21 protein-coding genes are annotated in these 19,383 nt (G+C 73.6%); 12 read left to right on the forward strand and 9 right to left on the reverse strand.

Annotated elements, in window-relative coordinates; all coding sequences use genetic code 11:
* The first annotated feature begins 87 nt into the window (after nucleotides 1-87).
* Both AC068A_RS04930 and AC068A_RS04935 read left to right on the forward strand, forming a co-directional pair.
* The gene (locus tag AC068A_RS04930) at nucleotides 88-255 is read left to right on the forward strand and encodes a DUF3117 domain-containing protein (protein WP_003966491.1); all 168 of its coding nucleotides are present in this window, start codon (nucleotides 88-90) and stop codon (nucleotides 253-255) included.
* A gap of 282 nt (nucleotides 256-537) precedes the next feature.
* Complete coding sequence (locus AC068A_RS04935) at nucleotides 538-1,155, forward strand: hypothetical protein (protein WP_478580791.1); 618 nt, start codon at nucleotides 538-540, stop codon at nucleotides 1,153-1,155.
* Nucleotides 1,156-1,219: 64 nt separating this feature from the next.
* On the opposite strand, the gene AC068A_RS04940 is transcribed toward AC068A_RS04935, so the two are convergent.
* Nucleotides 1,220-1,882, reverse strand: coding sequence for an O-methyltransferase (locus AC068A_RS04940; RefSeq protein WP_478580793.1), 663 nt, complete (start codon nucleotides 1,880-1,882; stop codon nucleotides 1,220-1,222).
* A 218-nt stretch (nucleotides 1,883-2,100) separates the two neighbouring features.
* Between AC068A_RS04940 and sigE the strand changes: the two genes are divergently transcribed.
* From sigE to AC068A_RS04960, 4 genes are all read left to right on the forward strand, one after another.
* Nucleotides 2,101-2,880: an RNA polymerase sigma factor SigE gene (gene sigE, locus AC068A_RS04945; RefSeq protein WP_478580795.1), complete on the forward strand. Its 780-nt coding sequence runs from the start codon at nucleotides 2,101-2,103 to the stop codon at nucleotides 2,878-2,880.
* Nucleotides 2,877-3,545 (forward strand): zf-HC2 domain-containing protein, encoded by a 669-nt coding sequence (locus AC068A_RS04950; protein WP_478580798.1) that lies wholly within the window; start codon nucleotides 2,877-2,879, stop codon nucleotides 3,543-3,545. Before sigE ends, AC068A_RS04950 begins: the two co-directional genes overlap by 4 nt.
* Nucleotides 3,546-3,857: 312 nt before the next feature.
* Nucleotides 3,858-4,262 (forward strand): sec-independent translocase, encoded by a 405-nt coding sequence (locus AC068A_RS04955; protein ID WP_478580801.1) that lies wholly within the window; start codon nucleotides 3,858-3,860, stop codon nucleotides 4,260-4,262.
* 137 nt (nucleotides 4,263-4,399) lie between these two features.
* Nucleotides 4,400-5,209, forward strand: a complete 810-nt coding sequence (locus tag AC068A_RS04960) for a hypothetical protein (protein ID WP_478580804.1) — start codon at nucleotides 4,400-4,402, stop codon at nucleotides 5,207-5,209.
* A gap of 93 nt (nucleotides 5,210-5,302) precedes the next feature.
* On the opposite strand, the gene AC068A_RS04965 is transcribed toward AC068A_RS04960, so the two are convergent.
* From AC068A_RS04965 to AC068A_RS04975, 3 genes are all read right to left on the reverse strand, one after another.
* On the reverse strand, nucleotides 5,303-6,463 hold the full coding sequence (locus tag AC068A_RS04965) for an Mrp/NBP35 family ATP-binding protein (protein ID WP_478580807.1): 1,161 nt from the start codon (nucleotides 6,461-6,463) through the stop codon (nucleotides 5,303-5,305).
* 43 nt (nucleotides 6,464-6,506) lie between these two features.
* The gene (locus AC068A_RS04970; RefSeq protein ID WP_478580876.1) at nucleotides 6,507-7,100 is read right to left on the reverse strand and encodes a DUF1003 domain-containing protein; all 594 of its coding nucleotides are present in this window, start codon (nucleotides 7,098-7,100) and stop codon (nucleotides 6,507-6,509) included.
* A 94-nt stretch (nucleotides 7,101-7,194) separates the two neighbouring features.
* A complete protein-coding gene (locus AC068A_RS04975) occupies nucleotides 7,195-8,466 on the reverse strand; it encodes a magnesium transporter MgtE N-terminal domain-containing protein (RefSeq protein ID WP_478580810.1) in 1,272 nt (423 codons plus the stop codon).
* A gap of 181 nt (nucleotides 8,467-8,647) precedes the next feature.
* Here AC068A_RS04975 and AC068A_RS04980 point away from each other — a divergent pair, with 181 nt between their 5' ends.
* A complete protein-coding gene (locus tag AC068A_RS04980; RefSeq protein WP_478580812.1) occupies nucleotides 8,648-9,451 on the forward strand; it encodes a hypothetical protein in 804 nt (267 codons plus the stop codon).
* A gap of 39 nt (nucleotides 9,452-9,490) precedes the next feature.
* On the opposite strand, the gene AC068A_RS04985 is transcribed toward AC068A_RS04980, so the two are convergent.
* Nucleotides 9,491-10,003: a hypothetical protein gene (locus AC068A_RS04985; protein ID WP_478580815.1), complete on the reverse strand. Its 513-nt coding sequence runs from the start codon at nucleotides 10,001-10,003 to the stop codon at nucleotides 9,491-9,493.
* A 55-nt stretch (nucleotides 10,004-10,058) separates the two neighbouring features.
* On the reverse strand, nucleotides 10,059-11,174 hold the full coding sequence (locus tag AC068A_RS04990; RefSeq protein ID WP_478580817.1) for a magnesium and cobalt transport protein CorA: 1,116 nt from the start codon (nucleotides 11,172-11,174) through the stop codon (nucleotides 10,059-10,061).
* Nucleotides 11,175-11,565: 391 nt separating this feature from the next.
* Here AC068A_RS04990 and AC068A_RS04995 point away from each other — a divergent pair, with 391 nt between their 5' ends.
* From AC068A_RS04995 to AC068A_RS05010, 4 genes are all read left to right on the forward strand, one after another.
* A complete protein-coding gene (locus tag AC068A_RS04995; protein WP_478580819.1) occupies nucleotides 11,566-12,150 on the forward strand; it encodes a suppressor of fused domain protein in 585 nt (194 codons plus the stop codon).
* Nucleotides 12,151-12,211: 61 nt separating this feature from the next.
* A complete protein-coding gene (locus AC068A_RS05000) occupies nucleotides 12,212-12,853 on the forward strand; it encodes a DUF6758 family protein (RefSeq protein WP_478580822.1) in 642 nt (213 codons plus the stop codon).
* Nucleotides 12,854-12,963: 110 nt separating this feature from the next.
* Nucleotides 12,964-13,830, forward strand: coding sequence for a PHP domain-containing protein (locus AC068A_RS05005; protein WP_478580878.1), 867 nt, complete (start codon nucleotides 12,964-12,966; stop codon nucleotides 13,828-13,830).
* 91 nt (nucleotides 13,831-13,921) lie between these two features.
* Nucleotides 13,922-14,527, forward strand: coding sequence for a MarC family protein (locus tag AC068A_RS05010; RefSeq protein ID WP_478580824.1), 606 nt, complete (start codon nucleotides 13,922-13,924; stop codon nucleotides 14,525-14,527).
* Between the two features lie 116 nt (nucleotides 14,528-14,643).
* Here AC068A_RS05010 and AC068A_RS05015 read toward each other — a convergent pair whose 3' ends face one another.
* The 3 genes from AC068A_RS05015 to AC068A_RS05025 all read right to left on the reverse strand — a co-directional run bounded on the left by AC068A_RS05015 (nucleotide 14,644) and on the right by AC068A_RS05025 (nucleotide 18,027).
* Entirely contained in the window at nucleotides 14,644-14,796 is a 153-nt protein-coding gene (locus tag AC068A_RS05015) for a hypothetical protein (protein ID WP_478580827.1), read from the reverse strand.
* 96 nt (nucleotides 14,797-14,892) lie between these two features.
* Nucleotides 14,893-15,750 (reverse strand): alpha/beta fold hydrolase, encoded by an 858-nt coding sequence (locus AC068A_RS05020; protein WP_478580830.1) that lies wholly within the window; start codon nucleotides 15,748-15,750, stop codon nucleotides 14,893-14,895.
* Between the two features lie 117 nt (nucleotides 15,751-15,867).
* On the reverse strand, nucleotides 15,868-18,027 hold the full coding sequence (locus AC068A_RS05025; RefSeq protein WP_478580833.1) for a DEAD/DEAH box helicase: 2,160 nt from the start codon (nucleotides 18,025-18,027) through the stop codon (nucleotides 15,868-15,870).
* 451 nt (nucleotides 18,028-18,478) lie between these two features.
* On the opposite strand from AC068A_RS05025, the gene AC068A_RS05030 reads away from it, so the two are divergent.
* Complete coding sequence (locus AC068A_RS05030; RefSeq protein ID WP_478580835.1) at nucleotides 18,479-19,237, forward strand: ferritin-like fold-containing protein; 759 nt, start codon at nucleotides 18,479-18,481, stop codon at nucleotides 19,235-19,237.
* The last annotated feature ends 146 nt before the right edge of the window (nucleotides 19,238-19,383 follow it).

Here is a 19,383-nt window from a genome sequence, read left to right on the forward strand (position 1 = left end):
GGAAGCAATGTGTTCGATGCCGGCTTCCAGGCGCCTGAATGGGGGCCGTCGGCTGACGATGAGCTGGTTTCAGGAAGGGGAACGAGCATGGCGGCCATGAAGCCGCGAACGGGCGACGGCCCGCTCGAGGTCACCAAGGAGGGGCGGGGCATCGTCATGCGCGTACCGCTCGAGGGCGGCGGTCGGCTGGTCGTCGAGCTGACCCCGGACGAGGCGGACGCCCTGGGTGACGCCCTGAAGAAGGTCGTCGGCTGACCCGTCGGCACCACCTGCACACTCTGCATACTCTGCGCTGCCCCGGCCGCCGCGATCCGCGGCCGGGGCAGCGTTGTGCCGGTCGCCCCGCGTGAGCGGTTCCGTCGACCTGCCGTTCCCGCCCGTCCTGCCCTCCTGAGCCTCCGGCGGTTCCTGGGCCTTCTGGGCGGGCTTCCCGGGCTTCCTGCGCCTGCTGATCTTCCTTCCCTTCTTTCCTCTTCCGTCCGCGCTCCCGCCGTCCGCAGCGCGGCGCGGGGGCTGCCGCCAGCCGAGAGCCGTGCCGTGACCTTCACCGCCCCCGCCCCGCCCGCCTTCGCCGACTGCACCCCCCGCCAGAAGGCGGCCCGGGTCCTCACCGACGTCCTGGCCCCGGCCAACCTCGTCGTCGCCCTGCTGCTGGCCGTCGGCTGGCACAGCACCGGCTCGTGGTCCGGGCTCGGCTGGGGGCTGCTCGCCGCCCTGTTCTGCGGGGTGGTGCCGATCGGGATCATCCGGCTCGGCGTGAAGCGCGGCGCCCTGACCGACCAGCACATCCGGGTGCGCCGCCAGCGGGTCGTGCCGATGGTGCTGAGCCTGGTCTCGGTGGCCGCGGCGATGGCCCTCGGCCATGTCCTCGGGGCACCGCGCGAGGTGTTCGCGCTGGTCGTCGCCCTGCTCGTCGGGCTGGTCTCGTCCCTGCTGGTCACCCTCGGCTGGCAGATATCGGTCCACATGTCGGTGGCCGGCGGGACCGTCATGGTCCTGGTGCTGGCCTTCGGGACCCCGCTCCTCCTCGCGGCGCCCGCCGCCGCGGCCGTGGGCTGGTCCCGACTGGTCCTCAAGGCCCACACGCCCGCCCAGGTCCTGGCCGGCACCGTGCTCGGCGCCACGACCGCGCTCACCTTCGCGCTGCTGCGCTGACGCCGGCACCGTCCAGGCTGTCCGGGCCGACCGGGCCGACCGCCGCCCCCGCCGGGGCGCGGGATCAGCGCCGGACCGCGCAGAGCAGGCCGTCGCCCACCGGGAGCAGGGCCCCTTCCAGCGCGGGGCTCTCCCGGACGCTGCGCAGCAGTTCCCGGACCCGGAGCACCTCGGTCTCCTGGGCGGAGGAGTCGACGGTGCGCCCGTCGCAGAAGACCCCCTCGAAGCACACCAGCCCGCCGGGGCGCAGCAGGCGCAACGATTCGGCGAGGTAGTCGAGGGACTCGGCGGGATCCCCGTCGCAGAACACGAGGTCGTACCCGCCGTCGGCGAGCCGGGGCAGTACGTCCAGGGCGCGGCCCGGGATGAAGCGGGCGCGGTTGCCGGCGAAGCCGGCGGCGCGGAAGGCCTGGCGGGCGAAGGCCTGCCGGTCCGCCTCGGGGTCGACGGTGGTCAGCACCCCGTCCGGGCGCATGCCGTGCAGGAGGTGGATGCCGGAGACGCCGGTCCCGGTGCCGATCTCGGCGACCGCCTTGGCGTCCGCGCTGGCGGCGAGCAGGCGCAGCGCGGCCCCGGTGCCGGGGGAGACGGAGCGCAGGCCCGCTTCCCTGGCCCGGTCGCGGGCCCACCGCAGAGCGTCGTCCTCGGCGACAAACGCGTCGGCGAACGCCCAGCTCGTCTGCCGGTTGCCGGTAATGACCCTCTCCTGTCCCCATAGTTGGCGCAACGGTGACTGTATCCGCTGGCGTCGGGAACCCGCAGATGGGACCGGGCGTTGGACCAGTTGGCGATGAGCGCCCGACGAGCGAGGCAAAAGGGGCGTACGGGCGGGACGGGGATGGGACGGATGGGGACGGCACCGGGCAGACCGGCGCCCCGGCCCCTCCGGACCACGGGCAAAGATAAGGCAAAAAGGCTTATCCGGAGCTGACGGGAGGGGTGGCTATGGTAGGGGCTCCACTGGACACCACCAGAGCCGATAGGGGAGGTGCGGCTGCGCCTGTGGATCGTCGAGGCGTACTGAGGCGTCTCTTCTGGTCGGCGGGTGAGCCGAAATCCGTGACCGACATTGCTGACCGCATCCACACCGCCGATGCCGCAACCACCGCGATCTTCGCCGCCGATGCGGGCTCGCAGGCGTGGACCCCTCCCACATGGGAGGAGATCGTCAGCACGCACAGCGCGCGCGTCTACCGCCTCGCCTACCGGCTGACGGGCAACCAGCACGACGCCGAGGACCTGACGCAGGAGGTCTTCGTCCGCGTCTTCCGCTCGCTGTCCACGTACACGCCGGGCACGTTCGAGGGCTGGCTGCACCGGATCACCACCAACCTCTTCCTCGACATGGTCCGCCGCAAGCAGCGGATCCGCTTCGACGCGCTCGCCGAGGACGCCGCGGAGCGGCTGCCGAGCCGCGAGCCCTCCCCGCAGCAGGTGCTCCACGACACCCACTTCGACGCCGACGTGCAGCAGGCGCTCGACACCCTCGCCCCCGAGTTCCGCGCGGCCGTGGTGCTGTGCGACATCGAGGGCCTGTCGTACGAGGAGATCGCCGCCACGCTCGGCGTGAAGCTCGGCACCGTGCGCAGCCGTATCCACCGGGGCCGCTCACACCTGCGCAAGGCGCTCCGGCACCGCTCTCCCGAGGCGCGCGCGGAGCAGCGCGCGCTGGCGGGGGCCGCGGTGGGTGTGCCGGGAGCCGGGGGAGAGGGCGGCGCCGAGTGAGCGGAGTCAGTCCGTCCCCCGCCGAACAGCACCTGGGCGACCGTCTCGCCGCCCTGGTCGACGGGGAGCTGAACCACGACGCGCGCGAGCGCGTACTGGCCCACCTGGCCACGTGTGCCAAGTGCAAGGCCGAGGCCGATGCCCAGCGCCGTCTGAAGACCCTGTTCGTGGAGAGCGCACCGCCGCCGCTGTCGGCCGGGCTGCTGGCACGGCTGCAGGGGCTGCCCGGCGAGGGCCCCGACGGGCCGTCCGCACCGCCCGGCGCCGGCCCCTTCGGGTACACGGCCCCCGCGCCGCCGCCACAGGGCTTCCGGATCCACGAAGTGGGGCGGCCGCGCCGCCGCCTCGCGTTCGTCGCGGCCGGGGCGGTGTCCCTGGCGGCCATCGCCCTGGGCGGGACGCTGCCGCTGGACATGGTCGAGCCGAACGCGCGGGGCGAGGCGCCGGCGTCCAGGCCCGGCCCCGCCGTCCCGGCGGCCCCCGTGTCCGGGACCGGCCCGGGACCGGGCCTCGGACCGGACCCCGCCGTGTCCGTGGCCGACGCGGTGCTCCGCGACCGGGAGCCCCGGTCCGGGATCGCCGCCAGTCCGCGCCCCACGGCTCCGCTGCCGCCGGTCCACCCCTCGGCATCCGCCTCCCCCCGCCCGGTGTCGCTGCTCCGCTGACCCCCGGCGGGGCGGGGCGGGCGGTGGCCGCCCCGGGCCGTGCACCCGCCCGGTCGGAGGTGCGGCAGGCGCACCGCCCGGCGGTGCCACAGGATTCCGGGGAGGTCGCCCCGCCCCGGGTCGCCGAGCGGGGGCGGGGGCCGACGGCCGCGTGGTGCGGCCCCGCCACGTGCCTCCCCCCGCCCCGGCCCGGCGAACGGATCATGACGATCAGGGGAAAGCACGACTGATCCAGCACCGATGTAGGGGCCGACCGGCCGGGCCGGGTACCGTTGTCGTGGCCCGACACGGAGAGAGCCGAGGAGCGGCAAGGTGTTCAACGACATAGGCGCACTCGAGCTGGTCACCATCGTGGTCCTCGGCATCCTCGTCTTCGGCCCGGACAAGCTGCCGAAGGTGGTCCAGGACGTCACGGGCTTCGTCCGGAAGATCCGCGCCTTCTCCGACAGCGCCAAGCAGGACATCCGCTCCGAACTGGGCCCGGAGTTCAAGGACTTCGAGTTCGAGGACCTGAACCCGAAGACGTTCATCCGCAAGCAGCTCGCCGAGAACGAGGACCTGCGCGACATCCGCAGCAGCTTCGACCTGCGCAAGGAGCTGAACGAGGTAACCGACGCCGTCAACAGCCGCGAGCCCGAGGCCGCCCCGGACCTGGTCAAGAAGCCCGCCGCCCCGGCCGTGGAGCAGCGGACCTGGTCCGACGCCGACGCCACCTGAGTCCCGTCCTGCCCGGCGATCCGGGGTCCGGTGGCTATCCTCCATGAGTCCGGACCAGGGCGCCCGAGGTGGGGGGTCCCCCCAACGACCTGTGGGGGAGGGCCGTTCCGGACCCAACGGAACGAGAGGCCGCATCGATGGAGACGACGAGCAGCAGCCGGGTCAGCACACAGCCCGCAGAAGCACCCGAACTTCCCGAGCTACCCGACCTACCCGCCGCCGCAGCACCAGCCGAACCTGCCGCGGCGGCGCCCGCGGCGCCCGCGGCAGCCACAGCACCGGCAGTACCCGCCGCGGCCCCCGCGACGGCCCCCGCTCCGCCCCAGGAGGCCGCCCGGCCCGTGCCCGCGGCCCGGCGCACGGCCGAGGGCTTCCTGCGGGCCGGCTTCCCCTGGTACGGGCTGGACGAGGCCTTCACCGGCCCGCGCTGGCTGATGCAGGTCGGCACCGGCGCCGACGGCACCGTCGAGCACGGCTCCACCGGCCACGGCGACGAGCCCTCCGCCCGCGGGGAGATCGCCACCGGCGAGAGGGAGCGCTTCGCGGTGGTCGTCACCGTCGCGAGCAACCCGCTGCGCCGCAGCGGCGACGGCACCGGAGTCCTGGAGGCCACCTCGGTCTCCTCCGCGGCCTGGCTGGCCGGCTCCGGGCTGCTGGCGTACAGCTGGCCCGGCCAGATGGACCACAGCCTGCGCGACGACTGGCTGGAGCAGCAGACCGAGGCCGCCTGGGAGCTCGCCGACGACCTGGACGGGCCCGACTGGTCGGTGCTCTCGCTGCCCGTGGACGGCGAGCCGACGCCCTTCCACTACCGCGAGTCCGAGTTCGGCTGGGTGCTGGCCGGGTCCACCGCGGCCGGCGTCCACCTGGGCGCGTACGGGCGCGGCATGAGCGCCTACGGGCTCGGCTTCTCCGTCATCGGCGACCTCGCCGCGTACCAGCAGTAGCGCGCAGCCGGCAGCCCGCAGCTCGTAACGCGAAAGGGCACCGCCGCCGGCGGTGCCCTCCACTGGCGCGGCCCGGAGCCCGGGCCGCGCGCATCAGAACTTGTTGCGCGGGGTGATGCCCAGCGACATGCCGGCGAGGCCCCGGGCGCGGCCGCCCAGCTTGCCCGCGATGGTGCGCAGCGCCGCGCCGGCCGGGGAGTCCGGGTCGGCCAGGACGACCGGCCGGCCCTCGTCGCCGCCCTCGCGCAGCCGGACGTCGATCGGGATGGAGCCGAGCACCGGGACGGTCGCGCCGACCGTCTTGGTGAGGCCGTCGGCGACCTTCTGGCCGCCGCCCGTGCCGAACACGTCGACCATCTCGTCGCAGTGCGGGCAGGGCAGGCCGGACATGTTCTCGACCACGCCGACGATCTTCTGGTGGGTCTGGACGGCGATCGCGCCGGCCCGCTCGGCGACCTCGGCCGCGGCCTGCTGCGGGGTGGTGACGACGAGGATCTCCGCGTTCGGCACCAGCTGGGCCACCGAGATCGCGATGTCGCCGGTGCCCGGCGGCAGGTCGAGCAGCAGCACGTCCAGGTCGCCCCAGAACACGTCGGCGAGGAACTGCTGGAGGGCGCGGTGCAGCATCGGCCCGCGCCACACCACGGGCGCGTTCCCCGGGGTGAACATGCCGATGGAGATGACCTTCACGCCGTTGGCCGACGGCGGCATGATCATGTTCTCGACCTGGGTGGGCTTGCCGTCCACACCCAGCATGCGCGGCACGCTGTGGCCGTAGATGTCCGCGTCCACGACACCGACCTTCAGGCCGTCCGCCGCCATCGCCGCGGCCAGGTTCACCGTCACCGAGGACTTGCCGACGCCGCCCTTGCCGGAGGCGACCGCGTAGACGCGGGTCAGCGAGCCGGGCTTGGCGAACGGGACCTCGCGCTCGGCGGTGCCGCCGCGCAGGGTGGCCGCCAGCTCCTTGCGCTGCTCGTCGCTCATCACCTCCAGCGACACGGCGACCGAGGTGACCCCGGAGACCTTCGCCACGGCCTCGGAGACGTTCTGCGTGATGGTCTCGCGCATGGGGCAGCCCGACACCGTCAGGTAGACCGTGACGGCGACCGCGCCGCCGTCGCCGATCTCCACCGATTTGACCATGCCGAGCTCGGTGATCGGCCGGTGGATCTCGGGGTCGTTCACCGTCGCCAGTGCGTCCAGGATCGCGTCCTGCCCGGGCACGGCGGCGGAGCTTGTGTCGGTAGCCATGCCCCCGATGGTACGGCTCGGTAGCCTGCCACCGGTAAGGCTGCTAGCGGTCGCCTTCGTCACTCTCCGCCGGGAATAGACGACGCTCGTCCATTTCCTTGATCAGGTCCTGGAACTCCGACCGGATCCAGTCGCGCGTCGCCACCTCGCCCAGGCCCATCCGCAGCGCCGCGATCTCCCGGGTCAGGTATTCGGTGTCGGCGATGGACCGCTCGTTCTGCTTGCGGTCCTGCTCCAGGTTGACGCGGTCGCGGTCGTCCTGCCGGTTCTGCGCGAGCAGGATCAGCGGGGCCGCGTACGAGGCCTGGAGCGACAGCATCAGCGTCAGGAAGATGAACGGGTACTGGTCGAAGCGCAGGTGGTCGGGGGCGAACACGTTCCACAGCACCCACATGACGATGACCAGCGTCATCCACACGATGAACCGGCCGGTGCCGAGGAACCGGGCCACCCGCTCCGACAGCCGCCCGAAGGCCTCCGGGTCGTACTCCGGCAGCAGTGAGCGGCGCGGTGCCCGCGGCTGGTCCAGGCGCACCCGCGAGCGCGTCAGCGCGCTCGACCCGGTCGACTGCCCGGCCCGGGCGCGCTCGGCCCGCTCGGCGGCCCGCTGCTCCGTCCGCTCGGACCCGTCCAGCAGCCCGTTCTCGCGCGCATGGGCGCGCGCCTGCTCGCGCCGCTCGCGGATCTGCTCCCGGCGCCGCTCGCGGGCCTGCTCGCGGTCCCGCCCACGGTCAGTGGCCACGCACCGCCTCCTCCGGATGGAAGTCCGTCTCCCGCCAGTCGTCCGGCAGCAGGTGGTCCAGCACGTCGTCCACGGTCACCGCGCCCAGCAGCGCGCCGCTCTCGTCGACGACCGGCACCGCGACCATGTTGTACGCGGCCAGGTAGCTGGTCACCGCCGGCAGCGAGGCGTCCGGCCGCAGCGGCGGCAGGTCCGTGTCCACGATCGAGCTGACCAGGGTGAACGGCGGGTCACGCAGCAGCCGCTGGAAGTGGACCGTGCCCAGGTACTTGCCGGTCGGCGTCTCGTCGGGCGGCCGGCACACGTACACCTGCGCGGCCAGCGCCGGCGACAGGTCCGCCTGCCGCACCCGGGCCAGCGCGTCGGCGACCGTCGCGTCCGGCCGGAGCACGATCGGCTCGGTGGTCATCAGACCGCCCGCGGTGTTCTCCTCGTACGACAGCAGGCGGCGCATGTCGGCCGCGTCGTCCGGCTGCATCAGCGTCAGCAGCCGCTCCTTGTCGTCCTCGGGCAGCTCCGACAGCAGGTCGGCCGCGTCGTCCGGGTCCATCGCCTCCAGGACGTCGGCGGCCCGCTCCTCCTTCAGCTTGCCGAGGATCTCCACCTGCTCGTCCTCGGGCAGCTCCTCCAGGACGTCCGCGAGCCGGTCGTCGTCGAGGGCGCTCGCGACCTCGGCGCGCCGCTTCGGGGTCAGGTGGTGCAGGACGTTCGCCACGTCGGCCGGGCGCATCTGCTCGAACGTGGCGACCAGGTTCTCGGCGCCCTGGCCCTCCTCCTCCAGGGAGAAGCCGGTCACCGCCGACCACTCCACGGTCAGGGTCTCGCCCCGGCGGCGCAGCGCCCCGCCCTTGCCCTTGCGGACGAAAATCTTGTCGATCTCCCAGTCGCGGCGGGCCGGCAACTGCTGGATGGCCACGTCGAGGACGGTGGCCTCCTCGCCGGTCGCGGTCAGCCGCACCCGGCGGTCGAGCAGTTCGCCGAGGACCAGCCGCTCGGTGGGCCGCTGCTCGAAGCGCCGCATGTTCACCACCCCGGTGGTGATCACCTGCCCGGACTCCACGCCCGTCACCCGGGTCATCGGCAGGAAGATCCGGCGCCGGCTGACCACTTCGACCACCAGGCCCAGCAGCCGCGGCGGACGCCCGCCGACGCGCAGCATCGCGACGAGGTCGCGGACGCGGCCGACCTGGTCGCCGTTGGGATCGAAGACCGGCACACCCGACAGATGCGACACGAAGACCCGCGGGGTGCCTCCAGCCATCCCAGCGCCTCCCGTCGCCTCGTCTCCACCGGCAGTCCTGCCGCCCCTCAGGCTAGCCCGTGGGGCGCGCAGACGTCCTGGTGGGGCCGCCCGCCCGGGGAGGCCCCGCGGGCGACCCGCCCGTCGTACGGGCGGGTACGCTGCCTGCTGCCCCAAGACGTACGACGAGAGGCACCTGCCCGTGACCGCCTACTTCCCCGCCGCGCGCCTGCGCCGGGCCGCGTTCGCCGGTCTCCTGTGCGCGGGCCTGGCCGTCACCGGCACGGGCTGCGGGGCGGACCCCGACGAGGGCACGAACGGTGTCGGCAAGCTCTCCGCCGGCCAGATCGAGGGCAAGGCGAAGGCCGCGGCCGGCGCCGCCGCCTCGGTGCACCTGTCGGGCACCCTGGTCAGCGGCGGAAAAACCTTCACCCTCGACGTGCGCCTGGGCAAGGACGGCGGCTCCGGCGAGGTGAAGTCCAAGGAGGACACCTTCCAGCTGCTGCGCGTCGGCGAGCAGCTCTACCTGAAGGCGAGCGCGGCCTTCTGGGGGACGTCCGAGGCGGCCGGGAAGCTCGGCGACAAGTACGTGAAGGTGCCCGAGAGCGACCCCACGTACAAGCAGTTCCGCGGTTTCACCGACATGCACGTGCTGCTCGACGGCCTGCTCGGACTCGACGGCAAGCTCGCCAAGGTAGAGGACTACACCAAGGTCGGCAGCACCCGCGCGGTCCAGGTGACCGCGAACCAGGGCAAGGGCGGCAAGCTGTCGGTCTCCCTGGAGGGCACCCCGTACCCGCTGCGCATGGAACGGGCCGGCGGCGCCGGGGCGGTCGACCTCAGCGACTGGGGCAAGCCCGTCCCGCTTCAGGCGCCCCCGGCGGACCAGACCCTCGACTACGGCTCCCAGCTGCCCACGACGAAGGAGAAGGAGCCGGGCGGGAAGCCCTCCCCGGCCCCCAGCGGCAGCAAGGGCACGGGCCAGGGCTCGAACCCGGGCCAGTAGCCCGGGGACCGCCCGCCTGGGCGGCCTCGGGGAAGCCGATCAGCGGGCGGACTTGCGGCGCTTCAGCAGCAGCTTCGGCAGCCCGGCCGGAACCGGTCGGCGCGTGACCGCCGGCGAGCCCTGCGGGACCGCGGCCAGCGACCCGTCCGGCAGCCCGGTGGTCGCCGCGACCGGCTCCAGGCGCAGCAGCCGGCATTCGCGGGCCCACCGCTCGGTCATCTGCTCCGAGTCGGGGGCGTTCAGCCGCTTGCCCTTGAGCTCGGCGACGGCCGCCTCCCACGGCTCGCTGCCGGGCGCGAGCTCCCGTACGGCCGCCGTCCATGCCACCAGCCGGCCGCCCTTGTCCTTGCTGCGCACGGTCACCTCGGCGGCCGCCCCGTCCGCGAGGCCCGGCAGCGGCTGCTCCCCGGGCCCGTCGCCCAGCACGTGGGCCGCGCCGTCCACCCAGGCGTGCCACAGGGCGCGGTCGGCCCCGGAGCCGCGGACCCAGATCAGGCCGGACTTCTTGGTGGCCTCCTCGACGAGGGCCAGGTCGAGCGTGCTGAGAGTCATGCGCACAGAGTAGGGGGTCGGGACGGGCGGGCCGGGGGCCGCCCCGAGGGCCGCGCTAGAGCCAGCCGTTGCGGCGCAGTGCGCGGTGGATGGTGAAGCAGGTGCCGACGATGGCCGTCATGACCACGGGGTAGCCGTACTCCCACCGGAGCTCGGGCATGTGGTCGAAGTTCATCCCGTAGACGCCGCAGATCATCGTCGGCACGGCGATGATCGCCGCCCAGGAGGTGATCTTGCGCATGTCCTCGTTCTGGGCGACCGTCGCCTGTGCCAGGTTCGCCTGGAGGATCGAGTTCAGCAGCTCGTCGAAGCCGACGACCTGCTCGTGCACCCGCGCCAGGTGGTCGGCGACGTCGCGGAAGTACTTCTGGATGTCCGGGTCGACCAGCCGCATCGGCCGCTCACTGAGCAGCTCCATCGGCCGCAGCAGCGGGGTGACGGCCCGCTTGAACTCCAGGACCTCGCGCTTGAGCTGGTAGATGCGGCCCGCGTCGCCGCCGCGCGCACTGCCCTTGGCGGGCGCGGCGAACACCGCGCTCTCCACCTCGTCGATGTCGTCCTGCACGGCCGCCGCGACCGCGATGTACCCGTCGACGACGTGGTCGGCGATGGAGTGCAGCACGGCCGAGGGGCCCTTGGCGAGCAGCTCGGGGTCGTCCTGCAGGCGGTGGCGCAGCCCCCGCAGGGAGCCCTGGCCGCCGTGCCGCACCGTGATCACGAAGTCGGCTCCGGTGAAGCACATCACCTCGCCGGTCTCCACGACCTCGCTGGTCGCGGTGAGTTCGGCGTGCTCGACGTAGTGGATGGTCTTGAAGACGGTGAAGAGCGTGTCGTCGTAGCGCTCCAGCTTCGGCCGCTGGTGTGCGTGGACGGCGTCCTCCACGGCGAGCGGGTGCAGGCCGAAGACGGCGGCGATCCCGGCGAACTCCTCCTCGGTCGGCTCGTGCAGTCCGATCCAGGCGAACCCGCCGTCCTCGCGGACCCGCCGGATCGCCTCACGCGGCGTCAGGCAGGCGGGTCCGGCTGCCCGCCGGCCGTCGCGGTACACGGCGCAGTCGACCACGGCGCTGCTCGCCGAGGGGTCGCGGGTGGTGTCGTAGCCGGGCTGGACGGGGGTGGACCGGCGCAGGGCCGGACGGACGGCGGCACGCAGGTAGGGCAGCATCGACATGGCAGGCTCCTTCGCACGCACGGCGGCGACCGCACGGGTGTGGAGGCCCCTTCCCGGGGGCACGGCACCGTCGGCGGGCATGCCGAGGCGGCCGGAAGGGACGAACAGGACGGGAGGACAACGTTCTGCCGTCGCTCTTCTGCTGATCAGATGATCAAAACGGGCGAAAGGTGCCCGTACGGGACGCGGAAGAGCGGTTGGTACTGCACGATCGACTTCGCTTCATCGCAGTCCCCACCTCCTCCGGCCGGTCCTCCGTGGAGGACTTCCTGTCGCCTGATGCCCGGAGACATGCTTCTGCATGCGGCATCGGCCAGCGGACAACACTATCAGCCGACGGATGGTCAAGACCCTCCCTTTACCCGCCTGATACGAGTTCTATGCTCGCCCCATGGAAGAAATTCTGGCTCTCGTCGAAGCCCGGCTGCGCAGCGCCCTCGGCGAACCCGATGCCCGCGCCGCCGTCACCTTCCTCGGCACCGACCGCATCGAGGTGCTCCGCTTCACCGGCGGCGGCCTCGTCCGGTACGCGACCCTCGGCATGTCCGCGAACCCGATGACCGACCCGACCGCGATGGTCGCCGACCCGCTGCGCGGCCCCCGCGCCGAGCTGGTGCTGACCGTACGGGCGGGCCGCGCGGCCACCGACAGGCTGCTGCGGCCCCTCGCGGTGCTGGCCGCCTCCCCGCAGGTCGAGGCGCTGGTGGTGGCGCCCGGCGCCTCCCTCGACGTGGGGGAGCCGCTGTGGGAGGGGGCGCCGTTCACCTCCGTGCTCGTCGGGGAGCCGGGCGGGCTGGTGGAGGACCTCGAACTGGACGGGCCGATGGACCCAGTGCGGTTCCTGCCGCTGCTGCCGATGACGCCCAACGAGGCGGCGTGGAAGCGGGTGCACGGCGCGGCCGCCCTCCAGGAGCGGTGGCTCGCACAGGGTACGGACCTGCGCGACCCCCTGCGCTCCGCCGTGCCGCTGGACTGAGACATCCGGACGGGTGATCGTGTCTTGACGGGGCGCCGGGCGGGGAGGAGCGTGGCTTCTTATGAGGGGCGAACCGAGTTGCCCGAAGTGCGGTGGCCGGGTCAGGGCGCCCGGACTCTTCTCCGACTCCTGGCAGTGCGCGGTGCACGGCGCGGTGCACCCGCTCCAGCCCGTCATCCCGCCCAGCGTCGAGGGCCTCGGTGTGGTGCTGCACCGGGCGCGGGTACCGGTGTGGTTGCCGTGGCCGCTGCCGGTGGGGTGGCTGTTCACCGGAGTGGCCTCGGCCGGTGACGACCGCAGCGGCGGCAGGGCGACGGCCGTGGCCTGTTCGGGCCCCGGACCGCTGGGCGGGATGGGGGAGTTGCTGCTGATCGCCGAGGAGCTGGGCGTCGGACTGGGCGCGCGGTTCGCCGGGATCGACGGCCCCGATCCGGGCGCGTACCTCGACGTGTCCGCCCCGCCGCACACCAAGGTCGTCGCGGCGGGCCGCCCCACCCCGCTGTGGAACGTGAAGGGCGCCCCGGACGACCGGGCCGTCTTCGCGGGCGAGGCGCGCGGGCTGTGGCTGTGGGCGATCGCCTGGCCGGAGCGGTCGGGCATGCTCCTGTACGACGAGCTGGTGCTGACGGACCTGCGGGACGCGGGCGCCGAGCTCGAACTCCTGCCGTGCGGCGCCGTGAGCCCGCGGATCCTCGACCCGTAGCGGCGGCGGGCGCACGTGGCGGGGCCGCCGGAGGGGGCGGGGGACCCGCCGGAGCAGCCGGACGCTATCCTGGGGTGTCCCCCGTACCCGCGACCCCTGGAGCCATGGCCGTGCGCATCGACCTGCACGCCCACTCCACGGCCTCCGACGGGACCGACACCCCCGCCGAGCTGGTCCTGGGTGCGGCCGCCGCCGGGCTCGACGTGGTCGCGCTGACCGACCACGACACCGTCGGGGGATACGCCGAGGCCCTTGCCGCGGCTCCGCGCGGGCTCACCGTCGTCACCGGGATGGAGCTCTCCTGCCGCCTCGACGGCATCGGGATGCACCTGCTCGCGTACCTCTTCGACCCCGAGGAGCCCGAGCTCGCCCGCGAGCGGGAGCTCGTCCGCGACGACCGCACCCCGCGCGCCCAGGCCATGATCGGCAAGCTGCAGGCGCTCGGCGTGGACGTCACCTGGGAGCAGGTCTCGCGGATCGCCGGCGGCGGCTCCGTCGGCCGGCCGCACATCGCGACCGCCCTCGTCGAGCTGGGCGTCGTCCCGACCGTGTCGGACGCGTTCACCCCGGACTGGCTCGCCGACGGGGGCCGCGCCTACGCGGAGAAGCACGAGCTCGACCCCTTCGACGCCGTCCGCCTGGTCAAGGCCGCCGGCGGAGTCACCGTCTTCGCGCACCCGGCCGCCGTCAAGCGCGGCCGCTGCGTGCCCGAGACCGCGATAGCCGAGCTCGCGGCCGCCGGCCTGGACGGGATCGAGGTCGACCACATGGACCACGACGCCGACACCCGCAGCCGGCTCCGCGCGCTGGCCGGCGAGCTGGACCTCCTCGTGACCGGCTCCAGCGACTACCACGGCAGCCGCAAGACCTGCCGCCTCGGCGAGTACACCACCGACCCCGAGGTCTACGGCGAGATCACGCGCCGCGCGACCGGGGCCTTCCCCGTGCCGGGCACCGGCGGAGCCGCAGGCGCGTAAGCCCCTTCCCGGCCTGCCGCCGGAAGGCGCCGCGCGCTGCCCGCCCCCTTCTTCCTCCTTCGAAACACCCCACTCTCTGCAAGGCATCACTGTGTTCGACTTCGCCGTCTTCGGATCCCTATTTCTCACGCTTTTTGTGATTATGGACCCGCCGGGCATCACGCCGATCTTCCTGGCGCTCACCTCCGGCCGGCCCGTCAAGGTGCAGCGCCGGATGGCCTGGCAGGCCGTCTGCGTCGCCTTCGGCGTCATCGCCGTGTTCGGCATCTGCGGCCAGCAGATCCTGGACTACCTGCACGTCTCCGTCCCGGCGCTGATGATCGCCGGTGGTCTGCTGCTCCTGCTCATCGCGCTCGACCTGCTCACGGGCAAGACCGACGAGCCGAAGCAGACCAAGGACGTGAACGTCGCCCTCGTGCCGCTGGGCATGCCGCTGCTCGCCGGGCCCGGTGCGATCGTGTCCGTCATCCTGGCCGTCCAGAAGGCCGACGAGGTCAGCGCCCAGGTCTCGGTCTGGTGCGCGATCGTCGCGATGCACGTGGTCCTCTGGCTCACCATGCGCTACTCGCTGGTGATCATCCGGGTCATCAAGGACGGCGGCGTCGTCCTCGTGACGCGCCTCGCGGGCATGATGCTCTCCGCCATCGCCGTCCAGCAGATCATCAACGGCGTGCTCCAGGTCGTCCGGGGCGCCTGACCGGGCCCGCCCCGCCCCGGCGCCGCGCATGCGAACGCCCCCGCACCGGGGATCGGTGCGGGGGCGTTCGCATGCCGGGCGCTGCGCCCCGAAGCGTCAGGACGCGCCCCGAAGTGTCAGGAGGACGCGTTCTCGGCCGGTCGGATCAGGATGCGCTGGCCGATGGCGGCCGCCTGCTGCACGATCCGGTTGACGGAGGCCGCGTCCACGACGGTGCTGTCCACGGCGGTTCCGTCGACGTCGTCCAGGCGCAGAATCTCGAAGCGCACGGCTTCTCCCTTCGTCAGTGTTCTCCTTGCATCGGTTGCCAACGAAGTGTAGGACTCAAACATTCCCTACGCTAAGGAAATTTTTTCCTTGGCTAACTACCGGGGGTCGGCGGCACCCCAGAACGAGGCCAGCGCATCCGCCGTGACCTGCGGGTTCTCCGCATTCGGCGAGTGTTCCGCACCCGGCACCACCACGCGCCGAGCTCCCAGACGCTGTGTCATGTCGTCCATCAGCGGGACCGGCCAGGCGTAGTCCACCTCGCCCGACAGCACCAGCTTCGGCAGGCCGACCCCGCTCAGCTCCGCCACCCGGTCCGGCTCGGAGACCAGCACCCGCCCCGTGGCGATCAGCTGCTCCGGTACGGTCGCCAGCCACCGGTCCCGCAGGAACTCCGCCAGCTCCGGGGCGTCGGGCACGGCGTCCTCCGGGTCGTACGCGCGCATGGCCGTCCACACCCCCGCCATGTCCTCCCGCATCGCCTCCAGCGCGGCGACCAGCAGCTGCGTCCGCTGCCGCTGCCCCTCGGCGATCGCGGCCGGCCCGCTGCTCATCAGGGTGAGCGAGGCGAACGGCGCCGCGTCGCGCAGCACGGCGGCGCGCGCGATCAGCCCGCCGAGCGAGTGCCCGACCAGGTGGACCGGGCCCCCGTCGAGGGCGGCCGCCTGCGCCAGCACGTCCTGCGCCAGCTCGTCCAGGGCGTACGCCGACTCCTCACGCGGCCCGGGGGTCTCGTGCTGGCCGCGCCCGTCGACCGCCACGACCCGGTACCCGTGCGCGGCCAGCGGCTCCAAGAGGCCGATGAAGTCCTCCTTGCTCCCGGTGAAACCGGGGACCAGCAGGGCCGTCCCGCGGACCGGCTCACCCGCCTCGTGCACGGCGAACTCGCCGCGGGCGGTCGGGAGGCGGTACGCACGGGCGTCGGACGGCAGGGTAAGGCGCGGCGGCTTGCTCATGGCCCGAGGTTACCGGCCCGTAGCAACCTGTCCCAGCCCGGGAGTCCGCCCCCGTACGCCGCGGGCCCCGGCCCCCTGGGAGGGGGACCGGGGCCCGTGTTACGGCACGGCGGCGGCTCAGGCCTCCGCGGTCGGCGCCACGGCCTTGCGGGTGCGGGTGCGCTTCGGCTTGACCGGGGCCTCCTCGGCCGCGGCGGCCTCGGCCACCGGAGCCTCCGCGGCGGCGGTCTTGCGGGTGCGGGTGCGCTTCGGCTTCGCCGGAGCCTCCTCGGCCGCAGGGGCCTCGACCGCCGGGACCTCGGCCGCGGGGGCCACGGCCTTGCGGGTGCGGGTGCGCTTCGGCTTGGCCGGAGCCTCCTCGGCCACGGGCGCCTCGGCCAGGGGCGCCTCGGCGACCGGGGTCACCGCGGCGGCCGGGGCGGCCTGGCGCGGGGCCCGCGTACGGCGGGTCCGGACCGGCTCGACCGGCGGGGCGATCTGGAAGTCCGGCTCGGGGCCGGTCTGCACCGGCAGCGGCGCCTGGACGGGCGCGGCCGCGGCCGCGGCCAGGATCGAGGTCTGGGTGGGCTTGCGGGTACGGGCCTGCCGCGGCGCGGCCGGGGCCTTCGCCGGTGCGGCCGGGGCGGCCGGGGCGGCGGGCGCCTCGGCGACCGGAGCCTGGACGACCTGTGTCTCGACGACGGGCGCCTCGGCCTTCGGCACCTCGGCCTTCGGCGCCTCGGCCTTCGGCACCTCGGCCTTCGGCACCTCGGCCTTCGGCACCTCGGCCTCCGGCGCCTCGGTGACCGGAGCCGCCGGGGCAGCGGCAGCATCGGCTGCGGCCGAGGCCGACACCCGGGTACGGCGGCGGCGCGGCCTGCGCGGCTGGTCCGCGGCCGCGGCCTCGTCGACCGCCGGAGCCGCCGGAGCCTCCGCCACCGTCGCCGCGTCCGCCGATTCGGCGAGGGCGACCTCGGCACCGCCGCGGGTACGGCGGCGCTGGCGCGGGGTCCGCGTACGGGCCGGGCGCTCCGCGTCGGGCGCGGAAGCCGCAGCGCGGCCGCCCCGGCCGCCCCGGCCGCCGGTCTCGCCCAGGTCCTCGATCTCCTCGGCCTTCAGGCCGGCCCGCACGCGCTCGGAGCGCGGCAGGATGCCCTTGGTGCCGGCCGGGATGCCCAGGTCCTCGAACAGGTGCGGGGAGGTGGAGTAGGTCTCCACGGGGTCGTGGAAGTTCAGCTCCAGCGCCTTGTTGATCAGCTGCCAGCGCGGGATGTCGTCCCAGTCGACCAGGGTGATGGCGGTGCCCTTGGCGCCGGCCCGGCCGGTGCGGCCCACCCGGTGCAGGAACGTCTTCTCGTCCTCGGGCGTCTGGTAGTTGATGACGTGGGTCACACCCTCGACGTCGATGCCGCGGGCGGCGACGTCGGTGCACACCAGCACGTCGACCTTGCCGTTGCGGAACGCGCGCAGCGCCTGCTCGCGCGCGCCCTGGCCCAGGTCGCCGTGGACGGCGCCGGACGCGAAGCCGCGCCGCTCCAGCTGCTCGGCGATGTCGGCCGCGGTGCGCTTGGTGCGGCAGAAGATCATGGCCAGTCCGCGGCTCTCGGCCTGCAGGACGCGGGCCACGAGCTCCGGCTTGTCCATGCTGTGCGCGCGGTAGACGTGCTGGGTGATGTTGGCGACGGTCGCGCCCTCGTCGTCGGGCGAGGTGGCGCGGATGTGCGTCGGCTGCGTCATGTAGCGGCGGGCCAGACCGATGACCGCGCCCGGCATGGTCGCCGAGAACAGCATGGTCTGCCGCTTGGCCGGCAGGTGGTTGATGATCTTCTCGACGTCGGGCAGGAAGCCCAGGTCGAGCATCTCGTCGGCCTCGTCGAGGACCAGGGCCTTGACGTGCGAGAGGTCGAGCTTGCGCTGGCCGGCCAGGTCGAGCAGGCGGCCCGGGGTGCCGACGATCACGTCGACGCCCTTCTGGAGCGCCTCGACCTGGGGCTCGTACGCGCGGCCGCCGTATATGGCCAGGACGCGGACGTTGCGGACCTTGCCCGCGGTCAGCAGGTCGTTGGTGACCTGCGTGCACAGCTCGCGCGTCGGGACGACGACGAGGGCCTGGGGGGAGTCGGTCAGCTGGTCGGGGGTGGCCCGGCCGGCCTCGACGTCCGCGGGGACGACGACCCGCTCCAGCAGCGGAAGGCCGAAACCGAGCGTCTTGCCGGTTCCGGTCTTGGCCTGGCCGATGACGTCCGTGCCGGAGAGGGCGACGGGGAGGGTCATCTCCTGGATGGGGAAGGGGGTCACGATGCCGACGGCTTCGAGGGCCTCGGCGGTTTCGGGAAGGATCCCGAGGTCACGGAACGTAGTCAGGGTGCTGCCTCTTCTGTGAGACGCGGCGCGAGGCGGCGAGGGGGGTCGTACCGTGCCGGGCTTGCAGTACTGCATGTAGTACGTACGAAGCTGCGCGGGACCACTGCCTTCGCTCAAGCCGCCAGTGCCGCTGAGGGGGCCCCTCGTGGACGCGGTACGCATGGACGTACGCATCTCCCGAGGGCGGTCGGGTTGGAGCCGATCGGGCCACCGACCGGGCATCCTCATGCGATGGCCCGCCGAGTATTCGGCAGGCGCATTACCACTGTACCCCGGAATCGCGCAGGCGTGTCGGGTGAATTCACCTGGCCGTCGCGTTCGGATGGACGGATGGCAGTGTGACGTGGTGGCATCGGAGGTGCTCGGGCGGGCTATTGTGCGGAGCATGTCGACCGTAGAAAACGCATCGCCCGCCGACGACGGCGCCCCCGCCGAGGCGACCGGTATCGCCGCCCAGGACTGGGCGACCGCCTCCGCCTCGCCGCAGTACCGGGCCGCCGTCGTGGACCTGCTGGGCGCACTCGCGTACGGCGAGCTCGCGGCCTTCGAACGACTCGCGGAGGACGCGAAGCTCGCGCCCACCCTCGACGACAAGGCCGAGCTCGCGAAGATGGCCGCCGCGGAGTTCCACCACTTCGAGCGGCTGCGCGACCGGCTCGCGGCGATCGACGTCGAGCCCACCGCCGCCATGGAGCCCTTCGCCAAGGGCGTCGACGACTTCCACCGCCAGACCGCGCCGTCGGACTGGCTGGAGGGCCTGGTCAAGGCGTACGTCGGCGACTCGATCGCCAGTGACTTCTACCGCGAGGTCGCCAGCCACCTGGACGCCGACACCCGCGCCCTCGTGCTCGCCGTCCTCGACGACACCGGCCACGGCGGCTTCGCCGTCGAGAAGGTGCGCGCCGCCATCGAGGCCGACCCGCGCTGCGGCGGCCGGCTCGCCCTGTGGGCGCGCCGCCTGATGGGCGAGGCGCTCTCGCAGGCGCAGCGGGTGGTCGCCGAGCGCGACGCCCTGTCCACCATGCTGGTCGGCGGCGTGGACGGGATGGCGGCCGGCTTCGACCTGGCGGCCGTCGGCGAGATGTTCGCCCGGATCACCAAGGCCCACACCAAGCGGATGGCGGCCCTGGGCCTCGCCGCCTAGGACGCGGCTGCGGCGGTCCGGATCCGCCGCACCCCCGCAGACGCCGGCCCAGGGGGGGGGGGGGGGGGGGGGGGGGGGGGGGGGGGGGGGGGGGGGGGGGGGGGGGGGGGGGGGGGGAGAAGGGAGGGAGGGGGGGGGGGGGGGGT

The organism is Streptomyces sp. NPDC043854 (assembly GCF_056436005.1).